The organism is Mycobacterium sp. 141, assembly GCF_000382405.1.
GTDB lineage: Bacteria > Actinomycetota > Actinomycetes > Mycobacteriales > Mycobacteriaceae > Mycobacterium.
The window spans coordinates 85,083-101,566 of record NZ_KB908257.1 but is presented as its reverse complement, the minus strand read 5'-3'; the positions used below and the strand labels follow the sequence as shown (position 1 = coordinate 101,566).

14 protein-coding genes are annotated in these 16,484 nt (G+C 65.8%); 4 read left to right on the top strand and 10 right to left on the bottom strand.

Annotation, left to right across the window (positions count from 1 at the left end; all coding sequences use genetic code 11):
• Nucleotides 1–30: 30 nt before the first annotated feature.
• The 5 genes from H276_RS0105605 to H276_RS25625 all read right to left on the bottom strand — a co-directional run bounded on the left by H276_RS0105605 (nucleotide 31) and on the right by H276_RS25625 (nucleotide 4,566).
• Nucleotides 31–408 (bottom strand): heat shock protein transcriptional repressor HspR, encoded by a 378-nt coding sequence (locus H276_RS0105605; RefSeq protein ID WP_019970324.1) that lies wholly within the window; start codon nucleotides 406–408, stop codon nucleotides 31–33.
• Complete coding sequence (gene dnaJ, locus H276_RS0105600; protein WP_019970323.1) at nucleotides 405–1,592, bottom strand: molecular chaperone DnaJ; 1,188 nt, start codon at nucleotides 1,590–1,592, stop codon at nucleotides 405–407. The genes H276_RS0105605 and dnaJ overlap by 4 nt, the downstream gene beginning before the upstream one ends.
• Before the next feature lie 40 nt (nucleotides 1,593–1,632).
• Nucleotides 1,633–2,289 (bottom strand): nucleotide exchange factor GrpE, encoded by a 657-nt coding sequence (grpE, locus tag H276_RS0105595; RefSeq protein ID WP_019970322.1) that lies wholly within the window; start codon nucleotides 2,287–2,289, stop codon nucleotides 1,633–1,635.
• A complete protein-coding gene (dnaK, locus tag H276_RS0105590) occupies nucleotides 2,286–4,139 on the bottom strand; it encodes a molecular chaperone DnaK (RefSeq protein WP_019970321.1) in 1,854 nt (617 codons plus the stop codon). The genes grpE and dnaK overlap by 4 nt, the downstream gene beginning before the upstream one ends.
• Nucleotides 4,140–4,239: 100 nt before the next feature.
• The gene (locus tag H276_RS25625) at nucleotides 4,240–4,566 is read right to left on the bottom strand and encodes a GNAT family N-acetyltransferase (protein WP_369758410.1); all 327 of its coding nucleotides are present in this window, start codon (nucleotides 4,564–4,566) and stop codon (nucleotides 4,240–4,242) included.
• A gap of 805 nt (nucleotides 4,567–5,371) precedes the next feature.
• Between H276_RS25625 and H276_RS0105580 the strand changes: the two genes are divergently transcribed.
• The 4 genes from H276_RS0105580 (at nucleotide 5,372) to H276_RS0105555 (ending at nucleotide 10,054) form a co-directional block, all read left to right on the top strand.
• Complete coding sequence (locus tag H276_RS0105580; protein WP_019970319.1) at nucleotides 5,372–6,070, top strand: hypothetical protein; 699 nt, start codon at nucleotides 5,372–5,374, stop codon at nucleotides 6,068–6,070.
• Complete coding sequence (locus H276_RS0105570; RefSeq protein ID WP_081625419.1) at nucleotides 6,039–7,163, top strand: XRE family transcriptional regulator; 1,125 nt, start codon at nucleotides 6,039–6,041, stop codon at nucleotides 7,161–7,163. Before H276_RS0105580 ends, H276_RS0105570 begins: the two co-directional genes overlap by 32 nt.
• Nucleotides 7,164–7,575: 412 nt before the next feature.
• Nucleotides 7,576–8,592 carry a proline racemase family protein gene (locus H276_RS0105560; protein ID WP_019970316.1) on the top strand — a complete coding sequence of 339 codons (1,017 nt, stop codon included), beginning with the start codon at nucleotides 7,576–7,578 and terminating at the stop codon, nucleotides 8,590–8,592.
• A 175-nt stretch (nucleotides 8,593–8,767) separates the two neighbouring features.
• Complete coding sequence (locus tag H276_RS0105555) at nucleotides 8,768–10,054, top strand: Xaa-Pro peptidase family protein (RefSeq protein ID WP_019970315.1); 1,287 nt, start codon at nucleotides 8,768–8,770, stop codon at nucleotides 10,052–10,054.
• Between the two features lie 191 nt (nucleotides 10,055–10,245).
• Here the strand turns inward: H276_RS0105555 and H276_RS0105550 are convergent, their stop codons facing one another.
• From H276_RS0105550 to H276_RS0105530, 5 genes are all read right to left on the bottom strand, one after another.
• The gene (locus tag H276_RS0105550) at nucleotides 10,246–11,394 is read right to left on the bottom strand and encodes a hybrid-cluster NAD(P)-dependent oxidoreductase (protein ID WP_019970314.1); all 1,149 of its coding nucleotides are present in this window, start codon (nucleotides 11,392–11,394) and stop codon (nucleotides 10,246–10,248) included.
• Nucleotides 11,391–12,671, bottom strand: coding sequence for an aromatic ring-hydroxylating dioxygenase subunit alpha (locus tag H276_RS0105545; protein WP_019970313.1), 1,281 nt, complete (start codon nucleotides 12,669–12,671; stop codon nucleotides 11,391–11,393). Before H276_RS0105545 ends, H276_RS0105550 begins: the two co-directional genes overlap by 4 nt.
• Nucleotides 12,672–12,788: 117 nt before the next feature.
• Nucleotides 12,789–13,562, bottom strand: coding sequence for an IclR family transcriptional regulator (locus H276_RS0105540; RefSeq protein ID WP_019970312.1), 774 nt, complete (start codon nucleotides 13,560–13,562; stop codon nucleotides 12,789–12,791).
• A gap of 88 nt (nucleotides 13,563–13,650) precedes the next feature.
• Nucleotides 13,651–15,591: a putative nucleotidyltransferase substrate binding domain-containing protein gene (locus H276_RS0105535; protein WP_019970311.1), complete on the bottom strand. Its 1,941-nt coding sequence runs from the start codon at nucleotides 15,589–15,591 to the stop codon at nucleotides 13,651–13,653.
• 23 nt (nucleotides 15,592–15,614) lie between these two features.
• Entirely contained in the window at nucleotides 15,615–16,409 is a 795-nt protein-coding gene (locus tag H276_RS0105530) for a metallophosphoesterase (RefSeq protein WP_036460682.1), read from the bottom strand.
• Nucleotides 16,410–16,484 lie beyond the last annotated feature (75 nt).

Sequence of the window (16,484 nt, the reverse complement as noted above, 5' to 3'; positions counted from 1 at the left end):
ATTCGCGTGCAATAACTGGCCGCTCGGCAACTAGCGGACGCCCCGCCGGGGCTGCCAGACGACCACGGCCTTGGAGGTCATCCCGACATCGTGGCGGGAGCCTCCGCTGAGCTGCTCCACCTGCTGGGTCAGCTCCGAAACCCTGGCACGCAGGGCATCGACCTGATTGGTGAGTTCGATGATGCGCTTGATGCCGGCGAGGTTGACGCCTTCGTCCTGGGACAGGCGCTGCACCTCGCGCAGCAGATCGACGTCACGCTCCGAATACCGCCGTCCCCCACCGGAACTGCGTTGCGGGGTGACCAGGCCGAGCCGGTCGTATGTGCGCAGGGTCTGCGCGTGCATACCGGCCAGCTCGGCTGCCACCGAGATCAGAAACGTGCGGGCTTCCTCTTTACGCTTACTCATACGTTGCCCGCCCATCCGGCCCGCGGGTCAAAACCGCTGGCCCGCTCGGCTTTCGCGTATGCCTCCAGCGCCTCGGCCGCTTCGCCTTCGAGCTTCGGCGGTACCGCCACCTTCACGGTGACCAGCAGGTCGCCGTGACCACCGGACCGCTTGGGCACTCCGCGTCCACGAACCCGCAGGATCCGGCCGTCGGACGTGCCCTTGGGCACCCGGACGCCGACCTTGCCGTCCAGCGTGGGCACGGAAAGCGTTGTGCCAAGCGCCAGTTCGTGGAAGCTCACCGGGACTGCGACGGTCAGGTCGTCGCCGTCACGGCCGAACACCTTGTCCGGGCGCACATGCACGGTGACATAGAGGTCTCCAGATGGTGCGCCGCGCAACCCGGCTTCACCCTGTCCGGCCAACCGGATCCGCTGCCCGTCCTCGACGCCCGGTGGGATGCGGACGTTGATGGTGCGGGTGCGGGTGGTGACACCGGTACCTTTGCACTCGTCACACGGGTGCTCGATGATCGAGCCGCTGCCCCGGCATTCGGTGCACGGCTCGGAGAACCCGAACGCGCCCTGGTTGCGGTTGACCACACCAGAACCGTTGCAGTTCGGGCACACCTTCGGGCTGGTGCCCGGACGCGCACCGCTGCCGTGGCAGTTGGTGCACGGCGCCGGGCTGGTCAGCCGCAGCGGCATGGCCACGCCTTTGGTGGCTTCCAGGAACGACAGTTCGGTCTCGGTTTCCAGGTCATTGCCCCGCCGCGGCCGGCTCGGGCGCGGTTGCGCACCGCGCCCGAACAATCCGCCGAAGAGATCACCGATGTTCGCGCCGCCGCTCTGTCCGGCCGCATCGAATAGGTCACCGAGGTTGAATTCAGCTCCGTCGGCACCGTATCCGCCACTGAAGCCGCCACCGCCACCGCTGCCGCCGGTGTTGAACCGGCGGCCGAAGCCGCCGTCGGCGAACAGCCGCCGGGTTTCGTCATACTCCTTGCGCTTCGCGGGGTCCGACAGAACGCTGTTGGCTTCGGATACCGCCTTGAACCGCTCCGCGGCTCCCGCATCGGGGTTCCGGTCGGGATGCAGCTCGGAGGCCAGTTTCCGGTAGGCCTTCTTGATCTGGTCGGCGCTGGCGTCAGAGGAGACGCCAAGCTCCTTGTAGAAGTCCTTTTCGACCCATTCACGCTGGGCCATACTGCGCCACCTCCTTACCTCGTCTCTTTAGTTGGTTCGTCTAGTTGTTTGATTTTGGGGCCTGGGCGGCTGCGGCGTCCGGATTATCGGCACCGCCGGCGCCGGGCACGGTGTCGACGACACCGACCATGGCGTGCCGCACCACCTGATCACCGACCTTGTAGCCGCGGCGCATCACCGTTCCGATCACCGGATGGGTTCCGTCGCCCTCGTGCTGCACGGCCTCGTGCAGCGACGGGTCGAATTCGTCGCCCTCTTGACCGAATGCGGAAAGGCCAAGCCCCTCAAGCGCGCCGATCAGCTTGTCGGCAACGGCCTTGAGCGGTCCGGATTCCAGGTCACCGTGGCTGCGGGCCCGCTCGAGGTCATCGAGCACGCCCAGCAACTGGGTGACGACGGCGCCCTTGCTCCGCTCGGCGACGAGCTGCTGATCCCGCAGGGCGCGCTTGCGGTAGTTGTCGTACTCCGCCTTGACCCGCTGCAGGGTGGCCTTCAATTCGGCGATCTCATCGTTGGATGCGCCGGTGTCGGCGGCCGGACCCGAGGCGCCGGGCGCGGCGGACGCCGGCCCGCTGGGGGCCGACGCCTGCTCTGGCTGTTCTACTCCTCGCGTGCGCGGGCGTACCTCGCCGGTGCTGGGATCGACGCGCCGTTTGTCGGTGATCGTCACCGGCTCGTGCGAATCGTTCTCACTCACTTGGTCTCCCTGTCATCCTCGACGACCTCGGCGTCAACCACGTCGTCATCGGAACTGGTGGAGCCGGAAGCGCCGCCGGCGGCCTGCTCGGCCTGAGTGGCCTCGTAGATGGCCTGCCCCAGCCCCTGGCTCTCCTCACCCAGCTTCTCCATCGCGGACTTGATCGCAGCGATGTCGGTGCCTTCCAGCGCCTTCTTGGCGTCGGAGATCGCCGCGTCGACCTTGCTCAGCGTCTCCTCGGGCACCTTCGAGCCACCCTCGGCCTCACGCTGCTCCTTGACGAACTTCTCCGTCTGGTAGACCAGCGACTCGGCCTGGTTGCGGACGTCGGCCTCTTCGCGACGCTTGCGGTCCTCGTCGGCGTGCGCCTCGGCGTCCTTGATCATCCGGTCGATCTCTTCCTTGGACAGGCCCGAGCCTTCCTGGATCTTGATCGTGTTTTCCTTGCCGGTGCCCTTGTCCTTGGCGGTGACGTGCACGATGCCGTTGGCGTCGATGTCGAAGGTGACCTCGATCTGCGGCACACCGCGCGGGGCCGGCGGGATGCCGGTCAGCTCGAAGGAACCGAGCAGCTTGTTGTGCGAAGCGATTTCGCGCTCGCCCTGGAAGACCTGGATCTGCACCGACGGCTGGTTGTCGTCGGCGGTGGTGAAGGTCTCCGACCGCTTGGTGGGAATGGTGGTGTTGCGCTCGATGAGCTTGGTCATCACGCCACCCTTGGTCTCGATACCGAGGGATAGCGGGGTGACGTCAAGCAGCAGAACGTCTTTCACCTCACCCTTGAGCACACCGGCCTGCAGCGCGGCACCCACGGCGACAACCTCGTCGGGGTTCACGCCCTTGTTGGGCTCCTTGCCGCCGGTCATCTCCTTGACCAGGTCGGTGACCGCGGGCATCCGGGTGGAACCACCCACCAGCACCACGTGGTCGATGTCGCCCACGGCGATGCCGGCATCCTTGATCACCTGCTGGAACGGCTTGCGGGTGCGGTCCAGCAGATCTTGGGTGATGCGCTGGAACTCGGCACGGGTCAGCTGCTCGTCGAGGAACAGCGGGTTCTTGTCGGCGTCGACGGTGATGTAGGGCAGGTTGATCGAGGTGCTCTGCGAGCTCGAGAGTTCGATCTTGGCCTTCTCGGCGGCTTCACGCAGCCGTTGCATGGCCATCTTGTCCTTGGTCAGGTCGATGCCCGAAGTGCCTTTGAACTTGTCGACCAGCCATTCCACGATGCGGTCGTCCCAGTCGTCGCCACCGAGGTGGTTGTCACCGGAGGTGGCGCGGACCTCGACGACGCCGTCGCCGATTTCCAGCAGCGAGACGTCGAAGGTGCCGCCACCGAGGTCGAAGACCAGGATGGTCTGTTCCTTCTCGCCCTTGTCCAGGCCGTAGGCCAAGGCGGCCGCGGTCGGCTCGTTGACGATGCGCAGCACGTTGAGGCCGGCGATCTGGCCGGCTTCCTTGGTGGCCTGACGCTGGGCGTCGTTGAAGTACGCGGGCACGGTGATGACGGCGTCAGCGATGTCCTCACCGAGGTAGGCCTCGGCGTCCCGCTTGAGTTTCATGAGCACACGCGCGCTGATCTCCTGCGCCGTGTAGTGCTTGCCGTCGATCTCCACGGACCAATCGGTGCCCATGTGGCGCTTGACCGAACGAATGGTCCGGTCGACGTTGGTCACCGCCTGGTTCTTGGCGGGCTGACCAACCAGCACCTCGCCGTTGCGCGCGAACGCGACGACCGACGGGGTGGTGCGGGAGCCCTCGGAGTTGGCGACGACGACGGGGTCGCCACCTTCCAGAACCGCGACGACGGAGTTGGTGGTCCCGAGGTCGATACCGACCGCACGAGCCATAGTGTTGCCTCCTGTTAGACATATAGGGGTCTGAGCGGACTGCGCTCAAGTCTGCTCCGACCGGCTATCGCTTGTCAACCCAGACTTGAGTCTGTTTCACTCAACTTGTTGTCGAACCGGTCAACATGGGTTTCCCTGGATTTGTTCCCGACCTCGTAAACTTAAGCATTGCAATGCCAAGAGCTCCCCGGCCTCGACCCACCGGCTGAAAACCTTTGCGTTGATACAGACGACGCGCCGGATTGCGTTGGTGAACATTGAGCCCAAGCGCCTCGTACCGCCCGCCGGCTCGCACGAACAACTCATCGAGTAGAGCGGCACCAACTCCCCGTCCACGAAACGCAGGGGCCACTGCGATGGTGATCTCAGGGACGTCGGCACCGTCGTCGACGACCAACAGAGGTGGGTGTTGGCGGAAGGTCCACACCGCACGACGAGGGGACCCACGCAGGTGAAGTTACATCTCCGCCGACGCAACGAACCTGTTGCGAACGGAGCTCAGAGTTGCCGATCCAACGCGAGTCGGCCGTGGGAGCAATGAGCGTGCGAGCCCCCAACACATGCCGGCAGGAAGACGTAGGTCAGCTCCAACCCATTTCCGCCCCCCTGGAGATGACCGGGCAATTCTGGACCGCGTCGACTGAGTACCCTCGTTCCCCGCATCTCGTCGCCCGGCACGAGCGCTGACGTTCGGCGTCGAGCTGGAAGCCGCCAGCGTGGGGAGGGAACGCACGCCCTCAACCATCCCGACGGACGGCCTGTGGGATCGTCGCCTGCCGTACCTCAGGGCCGCTGTCCAACCGTTTGGCCAGCGCCCCAATTCGCATCGCCCGCGCAACCAGCTGATCAATCCGACCGACCTCGCGCCGGAGATGGACCACCCCGCCACGCGGTACGTCGATGAGGTACCTGCACCAAGCGTCATCGCGTTGAACGCACTCCTGTGGCAGAAGCCGTCAATGGATTCATTATGGGAATGACCGGGCTGTTCGACGACAAGGACGACCCCGCCTATACGGTGCTGTTCCCACGCGAGGGTGACCGACAACCACACACACCGCGTCGCGATCCGGATTGCGGGTTCTGCGGCGACGGGATTAGGCCTCGTGGATTCACGCCAGCCATCACGCGCCGGGGTTGCGACACGCAGAAGCGACGCCAGTGACCTCTGGATTGTCCGGTTCTATGCAAAAATCTGAGGGGCTGTCATCCTGCTCAGTGAGGACTTCCCCATGACACTCTCTGTACCCGCATCATCACCCCTGATCGTCTCAGCCGATGGAGCCGAGTCGTACCTGAGTCGCCTCGGCATCCCGGTCCAGGCGGTCTACCAGGGCGTGGAGCTCGGCGACCTCCGGGCTGCCGACATCGATAAGTTCCACCCTCGCGGGTCTGCCGGTGCAACTCGGTGGATCGGGACCGTAGGCGGGCTGCGCCGCAACATGGTGGACAGCCGGGAGTGGAAACAGCTCGACGAACTCAACCGGCCCACCGTTGAACGCGGCGACGGCAAAGTCAGCCTGTCGGTAGTGGGCTGCGACGCCGCGACCGGCGATCCGGAATCAGTCGACGGCCCACGCGCAGCTCACCGCCGCGGGCCCGCCACGATCGCAGCGCTCCGCAACCAATACGAGTTGATCACCGTCGCCGCGTTGTTGGGCGGCGGAGCAACTCCTGTCTCGATCGACGACGACGTGCCGCTCGGGCAGTGGTTCGTGCTGTACCACCGCGGCGAGTTCGGGGTGCAGCTGGAAGTGTCTAAAGCCGCCGGAATCGACGAGCAGGGCACCGAACGAAAGACCGGCCAGTTCACCGGTTGGCTGGTCCGTGTCATGCTTACCCCGTACGAGCCCGAAACCCCTGCGACGGGCAGGAAGCCCTTGGATGTGGGAGGCGACGATGTCGACTTCACCATCGTCCCGGCGTCCTGACCGATTCCTCGATCCCGACCGCATCCGCATCGCTCGCGCCCGCCGGGGGCTGACCAAAATCGAGCTGGCACGAGCACTTGGGGTGACGCCACGGTCCGTGTCCCGGTACGAATCCGGTGAAGCACCAAGCGATTTCGCGGAAACCTTGTCGCATGCCTTGGAGTTTCCAGCAGAGTTCTTCACGACCCCTGATGTACCCGAGATCGAGGTGCGGACAGTCAGCTTCCGCGCAGCCCGGAAAGCGACCGCACGACACCGCGGCGCCGCAGTGGCCGCCGGGTCGATCGGGATAGAGATCGACCGGTGGATCTCCCAGCGATTCGTCCTCCCGCCTGTAGACGTACCGATACACCCGGGAGAAAACCCGCGGCTCGCAGCGCGGCTTGTGCGGGCCGAGTGGGGGCTGGGCACACGGCCGCTGCCAAACGCGGTACAGCTGGCCGAATCCCGCGGAGTGCGGGTGTACACGCTGCCGCCGATCGCCGAGGAAGTTGATGCCTACTCCGCGTGGCACGATGACAAGCCGTTCGTGTTTCTGGCGCGCCGACGGTCCCCGGAAGGGATGCGGTTCGATGTGGCCCACGAACTCGGGCACCTGGTGCTGCATCCGGCCGCCACGTGTGACGACGCCGCGCAGGAACGCGAGGCCAACGAGTTTGCGTCCGAGTTCCTGATCCCTCGCGAGGCCATTCCGGAATACCTGCGGACCAATCCCTCCCTCGCCGAGGTACTTGACGTGCGCGACCAGTTCAAGGTCTCGGCGATGGCGCTGGCACACGCGACACACAGTGCGGGGCGCATGACCGACTGGGCCTACCGGAACACCTGCATCGAGCTGTCCGGCCGTGGGTTTCGCAAGGGTGAGCCCGGCGGAATGCCGACCCACGAGAGATCACGAGTGTTCTCCCAGATCCTCGGACCGCAGGGAACCGTCACCACCGGAGAGATCGCCGCCGACCTGCACGTACCTGTCCCGGAAGTGCGAGCGCTGACCTTCAGCGTCGAGCTGGGCCCCGCTGCCGCCGGAGTGGACGTACCGGCTATCAGCGTCACCTCAACGATGGGCCAGCCACGGCTGCAGTTGGTTCAATGACAATCCTTTTCGGCGATGAGCCGACTGGTGGTCGTGTACGCCTCGGATCGGCCAGCGTTCCCTGCTTGCTGGTCAAGGTGGACTCGAAGGCTCGGAAACTGGGCTGAGTCGCAGGCAAGGAATGCCGATCGCAGCAGTCAAGTGATTGAGAAGTTGGCGACTACTCGGTACAAGCGCGTTTGCCTGCGGCGACCACGTGAGGATTCCGACACGTTAGCGAGAGCCGTCGTCCGACACAGAGCTGACAAACCCCAGGCCGCCATCCATCAGATCGGACATGTTCAGCGACTTCCTACAACAATGAGCTATCTCTCGGCCGACAATGAGCCTGTAACGGCGGATTTCAGTGCTGCCGATCCGGCACAGGTAATACAGGGTTTCGATTGTCCTGGTGGTGATAGCTTCTCCTCCCATGTCCGCTGCGCCGATCTCCGCTGTCGACTATCACACCGGTGGTGAGCCTTTCCGCATCGTGGCGGACGTCCCGGAGCTGGCCGGCGGTACGGTCGCGGCCAAGCGCGTCACCGCCATCACCGACCCGGCGGTGGACGGCCTACGGCAGCTGCTGTGCTTTGAGCCGCGGGGTCACGCCGACATGTACGGCGGGTTCCTGGTCCCGCCGGACGACGACGGCGCCGACCTCGGCGTGCTCTTCTGGCACAAGGACGGCTTCTCCACGGCGTGCGGACACGGCACCATCGCACTGGGCGCATGGGCGCTGCACGCCGGGAAAGTGGCCGAGGACCCGTCCGGTGTCACCGACGTCGTGATCGACGTTCCCTCCGGCCGAGTCACCGCGCGGGTGCACTCGAAAGGCGGCCGAGTGACCGGCGTCGAGTTCGTGAACGTGCCGAGCTACGTGCTCCATCGCGACGTCTCGGTGGAAACCTCACGCGGCACGATCAAGGCCGACGTGACGTTCGGCGGCGCGATCTACGCGCAGGTCGACGTCGCTGACGTCGGACTGGACGTCGCTCCCGCGGACCTCACCGAACTGATCGCCCTCGGCCGCGAGGTGAAGGCCGCATTGTCGGGCACCGAGTACGCACGGCATCCGCAAGATGATCGCCTCAGCGGGATCTACGGCACCATCTTCTTCGCCGACGACGGAACCGACGAGCAAGGCAACCCGCACCAGCGCAACGTCACCATCTTCGCCGACGGTCAAGTGGATCGCTCACCCTGCGGTTCGGGCACCGGCGCTCGCGTTGCGACGCTGGCCGCGCGCGGGGTTCTCGACGCCGAGCACGAACTGATCCACGGTTCCATCGTCGGGTCCGAGTTCCGCGCACGCATCCGCGACACCGCAATCACCCTCGGGTACCCGAGCGTCGTTCCCGTGGTCACCGGGACGGCGTTCCGCACCGGCGAGCACCTCTTCAGCGTCGACCCCGACGACACCCTCATCCCGGGATTCGTCCTGCGTTAGCCAGATGGCCTCCAGTGCCATTGCACCGCTGCTCGCCGCGGTGTCGCTACCTCCGAATGGCTCTACCGCGGACTTCTGACTCAGCAATTTGCTACCGGCCGGTAAGCCCATTCCCCGGCTGTGTGCGGGCCCACACTGTGTCGCACCGGTTCGACCGCGACCGAAAAGAGACCACATGACCGCTGTGTCCAAGAGTCCCGCCGCGCACAAAGCCGCATCCGATGCCAGCCAGGTTTTTCACGATCCGCGCAAGCGTGCGTACTTGAACCCCGACGGCGCCGACAAGCCGCTGATCAGCACGATCGGCGCCGATGTCCTGAACCGCGCCCGCAGGTACCGACTGAGCCGGCTCCGCGAACAGCTGGCCCTGCACGACTGCGCGGCCATCCTGCTCTACGACCCGGTCAATATCCGGTACGCGCTCGACTCGTCGAACATGATGATCTGGACCATGCACGACCCGTGCCGTTACGCGCTGATCGTCGCCGACGGACCGGCGATCATGTTCGAGTTCGAGGGTGCGCTGCACGTCAACGACGGGCTCCCCGGAATCGACGAGGTGCGGTTGGCGACGTCGTGGATGTACCTCACCAAAGGCGACGCCACGGACCGCAACGTGGCATCGTGGGCCGCGGAGATCCGGGGGGCGCTCGGCGGCGGGCACTGCCGAATCGCCGTCGACCGGATTGATCCGCTCGGTGTCGACGCGCTGGCCAAACTCGGGGTGGACGTGATCGACGGCGGCCGGCTCACCGAGCAGGCCCGCGCCATCAAGAGCCCCGACGAACTGGAGCTGATGCGCTGGACCATTCGGGTTTGCGAGGCCGGGATGGCTCGTGTCTACGAGGCCTCCGAGCCCGGCCGCACCGAGAACGAGATCTGGGCCGAACTGCACCATGAGAACGCCCGCTCGGGCGGCCAGTATCTCGAGACCAAGCTCCTGCTGTCCGGCCCGCGTACCAACCCTTGGTATTCCGAGTGCTCGGACCGGCGGGTGCAGCTGGGTGAGATCGTCGCGTTCGACACCGACATGGTCGGCCCGTACAGCTATCTCGCGGACCTCTCCCGCTCCTGGACCTGCGGGCATGTGCCCATGACGCCAAAGCAACGCGAGCTCTACGCCGCCGCGCGCGAGCAGATCGACCACAACATGGCGCTGCTGCAGCCCGGGATGTCCTTCGCAGAGTTCAATGCGAAGTCATGGCGGATTCCGGAGAAATACCAGCCCTACCGCTATACCTGCGCCGTGCACGGCAGCGGCATGGCCGACGAGTGGCCGTTTCTCCCGCTCCACCTGGACTTCGATCCGGACTACAGCCACGGCGGCTTCGAAGAGAACATGGTGATCAACGTGGAAAGCCTGATCGCGGAGAAAGGCAGCGAGTCGATCAAGCTCGAAACCCAGGTACTGGTCACCGCGAACGGCCCCGAGCGCCTGGACACGTTCCCGTGGGAGGACTAGCTAGGCCGGTGCGGAATTGCCTGGCGGTCCCGCAGTCCTCCGCTCAAGTCGCCCACCGTGGATGCAAAGGATCACGCGGCGGATGTCCACCGGCCTTCGACGCCGCGGACTACAAGGACCGCAACGCGATCCCGGCGCCGCCGGCCAACACAAGGGCCTAGGGCGCAAGTCCGACTGCGGAAGATTGTCGCTCACTGCTCAATCTGCAAGTCCGACTTCGGCGTCGAGCAGCAGATCAGGATCTTGCCCTCACGGATCTCGCGCGGGCGGATTCCGCCGTTGTGGTGCATATCCACGTCGCCACACAGCAGCGACGACTTGCAGGTGCCGCACATGCCTTCGCCGCATGCCGAGGCCACCCGAACACCAGCCTTGAGCGCGGCGTCCAGGATGGTCTGGTCCGGCGCGCACACCACGCTCTGACCGGACTTGGTGAATTCGATCGTGAACCCGACAGCCGGCTCACCGTTCACGCCGCCGGCAGCACCGTCGTCGGCCGGTTCGGAAGCGGTCGGCGCGGCCGGGAAGACGAAGCTCTCCTCGTGGTAGTTGGCCATGTCGTAGCCGAGGCCAGTCAAGATCTCGCGGACCGCCGCCATGTACGGGCCCGGGCCGCAGGTGAAGACGGTGCGCTCGCGGAAGTCCGGAACCAGCGCCGCGAGCAGTTCCGGAGTGAGGCGGCCGCGCGGGCCCGTCCACACTTCGGACACGTGGTCGTCCTCGCAGACGTGGCTGACCGTCAGTCCGGGAAGCAGGGCGGCGTGCGCGGCCAGCTCATGCCGGAAGACGATGTCAGCCGGAGTGCGCGCACTGTGCACGAACGCCACGTCGGCGTCGGCCGCGAGGTCGGCGAGCGTACGCGTCATCGACATGAGCGGTGTGATCCCGCTGCCCGCGGAAAGGAAGAGGTATTTCCCTTTCGCGGGGGGCGCGAGGGTGAATGCCCCGCCCGGCGCGGCGACGGTCAGTTCGGTACCGGGAGCCACGTTGTCGTGGAGCCAGTTGGACACCGGTCCCCCCGGCACCCGCTTGACCGTGATGGACATCCGATGCGGCCGGGTGGGCGGCGACGAAATGGTGTAGCAACGACTGATCGGCATGCCGTCGATCTCGAGCAACAGGGTGATGAACTGGCCCGGCTCGAAGTGGAAGATCCCAGCCCGCTGCCCCGGGGCGACGACCGGCTCGAAAACGAACGACCTGATGTCATGCGTCACCTGGAGCGCCGCGACGCACCGCAGCGTCGCGCGGTCGGTGGTCTCCCAGACCTCCGGCGCTCCCGGCCCGGCGTGCAGGACGGCGCCCTCGTCGACGACCGTGGGTTCCAGCACCGCGGTCACTTCGCCAGCTCGGCGCCGAGACGCTTGATGTACCAGGTGACGAACGCGTCGACATCGTCCTCGACCACGCCGTAGGGGCCGGGCAGGTAGCCGGGATCGGTGACGCCGCGCTGGGTGCGCTCGACCAGGCTGCAGTCCTCGGCGTTGGTCCGTTCCCAGACGAAGGTCAGCTTGTCGACGTCGTAGTCGGTGCCCTCGACGGCATCCGGGTGAACCAGCCAGGTGGTGCGCACCAGGGTCTTGTCCGGGGCGACCGGCAGCGCCGAGAACACGACTGCGCAGTCGCCGAGCATGTGGAACCAGCCGTTGGGCTGCGTGTGGATGTGGAAGTCGCCGAAGATTGGGTCGACGATGGCGCCCATCAGCTTGGTGGAGAGCGGTGCACCATCGTCGCCGTACGACGCGCCATTACCCTGCAGCGGCATGTGGTCGACCATGAACGCGGTCACCCGGGCGTCCAGTTCACGGATGTGCTTGGACGGGAAGCCGATGGCATCACGAGCGGCGGCGAGCGCCGCGTTGGCCGCCTGGTAGCGCTCGAAAACCGGCTTCTGCCGCGCGGGGATCCTCGACTCGTCGAAGCGATGGAACGGGAAGTAGGCGCCGAGCAACTCCGGGTGGTTGGCTTCGCAGTGGTGGCACTCGCGATTGTTCTCCATCGTGAGCTTCCAGTTGCCGTCCTCGATGATCGAGGTCTGATGGGCGACCTTCGCGCCGCGCAGGTCGAACGGCGTCAGGTACGGCTCTACCGCGGCGGCAAAGTCTTCGATGTCACCGGGAGCCTCCTCAGCCAGGCAGATGAAGACCAGGCCGGCGATCGCGCGCACGTGTACGGGGCGCAAACCGAACTTCACCTTGTCGAAGCACTCGCCCTGGTTCTCGGCGAACCGCAGCGCACCGTTCGTACCGTAAGTCCACTGGTGGTACGGGCAGACGATGTTCCCCACCGCGCCGCAGCGGCCGTCGAGCAGACGCGCGCCGCGGTGCCGGCAGACGTTGCGGAAGGCGTTCACATTCATGTCGTCGTCGCGCACGATGATGACCGACTCGTCACCGATCTCGACGGTCACGTAGTCGCCTTCCTCCGGGATCTCGGCCTCGGCGGCGACGAAAATCCAGTGCCGACCGAAGATCAGCTCGATGTCCAGATCGAAGATCTCGTGGCTGGCATAGAAGGGCGTTTCCAGGGTGTATCCCGGTACTCGCCTGGCGACGAGTTCGGCTGCGCGCTCACGGGCACTCCGAGGTGCGACGGGGGCATCAAGAATATCGGTCATGGGCGTCGGCTCCGCTTCTTAGACTGTTTCGTACTACGGAACTAAACCGTTGTACGAAACAGTCTCCGCCGACGATCAGGCCGTGTCAATCGTTACCGACGGGTAGCTTGTAGCGGATCAGCCAGGAAGCGGATAACCGTTGCGCGCAGAGATCGCTGCCGCCGCCGCGAGGACGCGATCGGCCAGTTCCGGCGCCGTGTTCCGATTGACCCGGAACGACGGCCCGGAGATGGACACCACGGCTTCGACGTCGCCGCGCAGCGACCGGATCGGCGCACCCAACGCGGCGAGGCCGATCTCGAGTTCGTCGCCGGTATACGCCCAGCCGGTCTCGCGCACCCGCTCCACCTCTGCGCGCAGCAGCGCCGGGTCGACGATCGTGTGCTCGGTGAAGGCGGGCAGCTTGCGGCTGAGGTAGTCGTCCAGTTCGGCTTCGCTCATCGCGGCGAGGAAAACCTTCCCACCCGCGGTCACGTGCAACGGCTGACGCTGCCCGGTCCAGTTGACCGTGGTGATCGCCGACGCGCCGACCACCTGGTCGAGGGTGAGCAGTTCGTCGCCTTCGAGAATCGAAATGTTGACGGTCTCGCCGGCATCGGCTGCCAGCTGTTGACACACGGTTCGACTGAGGATCGAAATGTCATGCCGCTGGGTGACGCCGGCGGCGAGTTGCACCACTCCGTCGCCGAGCTGATACTCACCGCGGCTGGCGTTCTGCTCCACCATCCCGCGCGCCTCCAGGGTGGCGAGCAGCCGAAAGACCGTGGATTTGGAAATGCCCAGTTCCTCGGCGATACGGCTCACGCCGGTCGGACCGGTGCGCGCGAGCACCTGGAGAATCGAGAACGCCCGATGGACCGACCGGACGCCCGAATCCCCGTTGGTGCTCACCAAGCGAGGTTAGCCCGAGGCCGGATCACCTCCGCGACTTCCCATACCCGGAAGACTCAGATGGCCAACCCTTGACCACCTGGCCTATTTACCTGTCTCGCTCTTGCCGGTTCTGTTTTGTGGGCCTGGTTGCGGGCAATCTGGTCTTCCTCGCCGTCAACCCCGGTTGGCCGCGTTTGACCAGTTCGGCACCGGAGTTCATGTGCGCGACGCGTCCCATACGACGCTGCACGTCGGCGACCTCTTTGATCGTCTGCTCGATCGTGCTGCGGTCTATCCCCGAGAGTTCGTCGAGGTTGATGATGTCGTCGGGGTGCTGGCCCGCCTCGATCTGGCGCAACTGGTGTTCCAGCCGGAGGAGTTGGAGCGCGTCGAACGCTTCGATCAATCGGCTGGCGGAGCGGTCGGTGAGCACGTCCGACCCCGCCGCGACGCGAAGCCGGTCAGCGGTGTGCAACTCCGGCGAGCCGACGCTGAGCGAGGCCCACCGGGCGATATTGACGATCGGCAGTAATCCGCGGCCTTTGATGTCGAATCTCTCGTCGCGCCCGATGATCCGGTCGCGCACCGAGAGCAGGCGAGCGCGGCGCGAGAGCGAATCCTGCAGGAGCAGTTCAACGGTCGCCGGGTGCCGATTGAAGTCGCGAAATACGCGCGCGGGCTCCGGCAGCGCCGGGTCGCCGAAGATCGGCCGAGCGTCCACCAGGAGCGAGGCCATGATGGTGCCCTGGTTCTGCTGGGGCTTGGTGAGCCAGCCGTGTGCCGCCTCCCGCCACTGCGAATCGGTTCGAGAGAACCCCGGGTGCGACGGGAATGCGTGGTGAGTGTCCACCCCGATGCCGCAGAGCTGGAGCACGTCCCCCACGACGCTGAATGCTTCGCGGTAGCGCGGGATCTGGTCCTCGTACGAGTCCGCGAAGGTCACCGCGGCATCGACGTCGGACGAGGGAACCGCTTCCCGACGGCCGGTACTGCCGAGCGAGAGCCAGGTGAAGGCATCGATCGAGAGATCGTCGAACTCCTCGTGATCGAAGACCAAGAAGATCGCACGCCGGGTGATCGAGGCGATCAGCGCCGAATAGACCGCAATCACCCGATCCGCCGTCAGGCCGCGCGCCAGGATGTCGGCCAGCATCGCCGGAACCCGACCCGCGTAGGTGGCCAGATCATCGACACTGCGCGCCTGCCGGACCCGTACGTTCAGGCTGACACCGGCAGTGGTTGGCGCGAGCATGAAGTCACGCTCACCCACCGCACCCTTGAGACGCCCGTCATCGCCGGTCACGAGTAGGAAAGAGACGCCGTAGTCGAGCAGCATGATCAGGGCGTCAGCCGATGACATGCTCGCCGAAGCGGTGATCGCGGGGTAGTCCATCACCGCACTCGCGGGGGATTCCCGTGGCAGGCCTTCCCCGATTACCTTCCGGCGCAAGGCTTCATCGGTCACCAGGCCGAACTGGCCGTCGCCGGTGTGGACGGCGGCGTACGGGAGGCCCAGCTCGGTCATGCGCTGCGCCAGCGCGGTCACCGATTCGTCGGAACGCACGACGAGCGGCTCTCGGTAGACCAAGTCGGACAACAGCGTGTACCGGGGCGCCGACGCGGTGAGTCCGCGCACGTGCGAGATATGGTCGGCCAGAAAACGCGCACCACTGCGTGACGCGAACGCCGGGACGACGCTCTCGGCCGGCAAGCGAGCGATGGTCGCCTTCGTCTTCGCAACGATCCGCGGACCCGCCGGTCGCCCAGACAGCACCGCCGTGAACCCGAGCGACGCTCCTCGGGTGAACTTGTCGGCCGGACCCTCATCGATCCGTTCCGGATCGAACCAGAGGTTGACCTCCCCCGACATCACCACACAGATTTCGGTCGGCGTCGTCGCGAAGGCGTCCAGAATCAGGTCGCCCGGCTCGTACTCCTCGATCTTGGCCGCGGCCACCACACCGGCGAGATCGGCTGGGCTCAGCGAATCGAACGGCCGGCACTGCGCCAGCAGTTCGGCCAGTTCGGCCGCACTCTCAGTGGGCATGCGCGGTCCTCTCAGGGGGTCGCTCATGCGAGCGTGGGTCGGGAGTCGGTCGTGACGACGAAGGCGCCCCACGTCGGGGTCGCTTCGGCGAGGTGGCCGGGGTCGATGCCGATCAGACGACCGCCGGCCAAGCGGGTCTCCTCGTGATGAAGCTCCGGATCGTAGGTTGTCGTCGGATGGTCGCACTCGCCGTGCGAGCCACTGTGCCCGTGCACCTGGCTGAACGGGAGCGTCGTGCCTTCCCACCCGGGAACCAGCTCGTCATTGCGGCTGGCCCAGATCGGGCCCACCATCGGATTCAGCACGCCGAGCATTGCACCGCCGCCGTAGAGTGTCTCGCATCCGGTGCGGGCAAGGCTGTTGATTCGGCGTGCGGCCTCCACCGCGGTACGGGGAGCATCGAGGTGCTCGCGCCAAAACTTCTCGGTGACACCGGCGTGCGTCACCAAGAACTCCTCGTCGTCGGTCTCGACGGCAACCGCTGCATGAAGCTTCTCCTCACGCCACCACTTCTTCAGGATGCGCTGTTCCAGGTAGCCGATCCGATCCCACCACAGAAAGGTATTCGGCCGCAGGTAGTGGACCTCGTGGTTACCGAGGAGCTGGATCCACTGGTCCGGGTAGGTGTTCAGGTAATAGTCGACGAGGCGGACGACGCCGTCGGAGTCGGGACCGCGGTGGACGAGGTCGCCCACCTGAATCACGACGAGGTCGTCGGGTAGCACGCCGGTAGCCGACGTGCCCAGAGAACGCAGCTCCCGACGCAACTCCTCAACGTGCCCACCGACGTCACCGATCACGGCCACCCGGATGGTCATGAATTTCAGTGTCTCCTTTGCCGTCTTCCAACCCAAACCGAAGACGGCGTTCGCTTCACTCGTTGTGTCGTACCG

What these genes read in the sequence shown, in the direction of transcription:
- H276_RS0105605 (WP_019970324.1), bottom strand. Translation starts at nt 408, where the DNA reads ATGAGTAAGCGTAAAGAGGAAGCCCGCACGTTTCTGATCTCGGTGGCA.
- dnaJ (WP_019970323.1), bottom strand. Translation starts at nt 1,592, where the DNA reads ATGGCCCAGCGTGAATGGGTCGAAAAGGACTTCTACAAGGAGCTTGGC.
- dnaK (WP_019970321.1), bottom strand. Translation starts at nt 4,139, where the DNA reads ATGGCTCGTGCGGTCGGTATCGACCTCGGGACCACCAACTCCGTCGTC.
- H276_RS0105580 (WP_019970319.1), top strand. Translation starts at nt 5,372, where the DNA reads ATGACACTCTCTGTACCCGCATCATCACCCCTGATCGTCTCAGCCGAT.
- H276_RS0105570 (WP_081625419.1), top strand. Translation starts at nt 6,039, where the DNA reads ATGTCGACTTCACCATCGTCCCGGCGTCCTGACCGATTCCTCGATCCC.
- H276_RS0105560 (WP_019970316.1), top strand. Translation starts at nt 7,576, where the DNA reads ATGTCCGCTGCGCCGATCTCCGCTGTCGACTATCACACCGGTGGTGAG.
- H276_RS0105555 (WP_019970315.1), top strand. Translation starts at nt 8,768, where the DNA reads ATGACCGCTGTGTCCAAGAGTCCCGCCGCGCACAAAGCCGCATCCGAT.
- H276_RS0105545 (WP_019970313.1), bottom strand. Translation starts at nt 12,671, where the DNA reads ATGACCGATATTCTTGATGCCCCCGTCGCACCTCGGAGTGCCCGTGAG.
- H276_RS0105535 (WP_019970311.1), bottom strand. Translation starts at nt 15,591, where the DNA reads ATGCCCACTGAGAGTGCGGCCGAACTGGCCGAACTGCTGGCGCAGTGC.
- H276_RS0105530 (WP_036460682.1), bottom strand. Translation starts at nt 16,409, where the DNA reads ATGACCATCCGGGTGGCCGTGATCGGTGACGTCGGTGGGCACGTTGAG.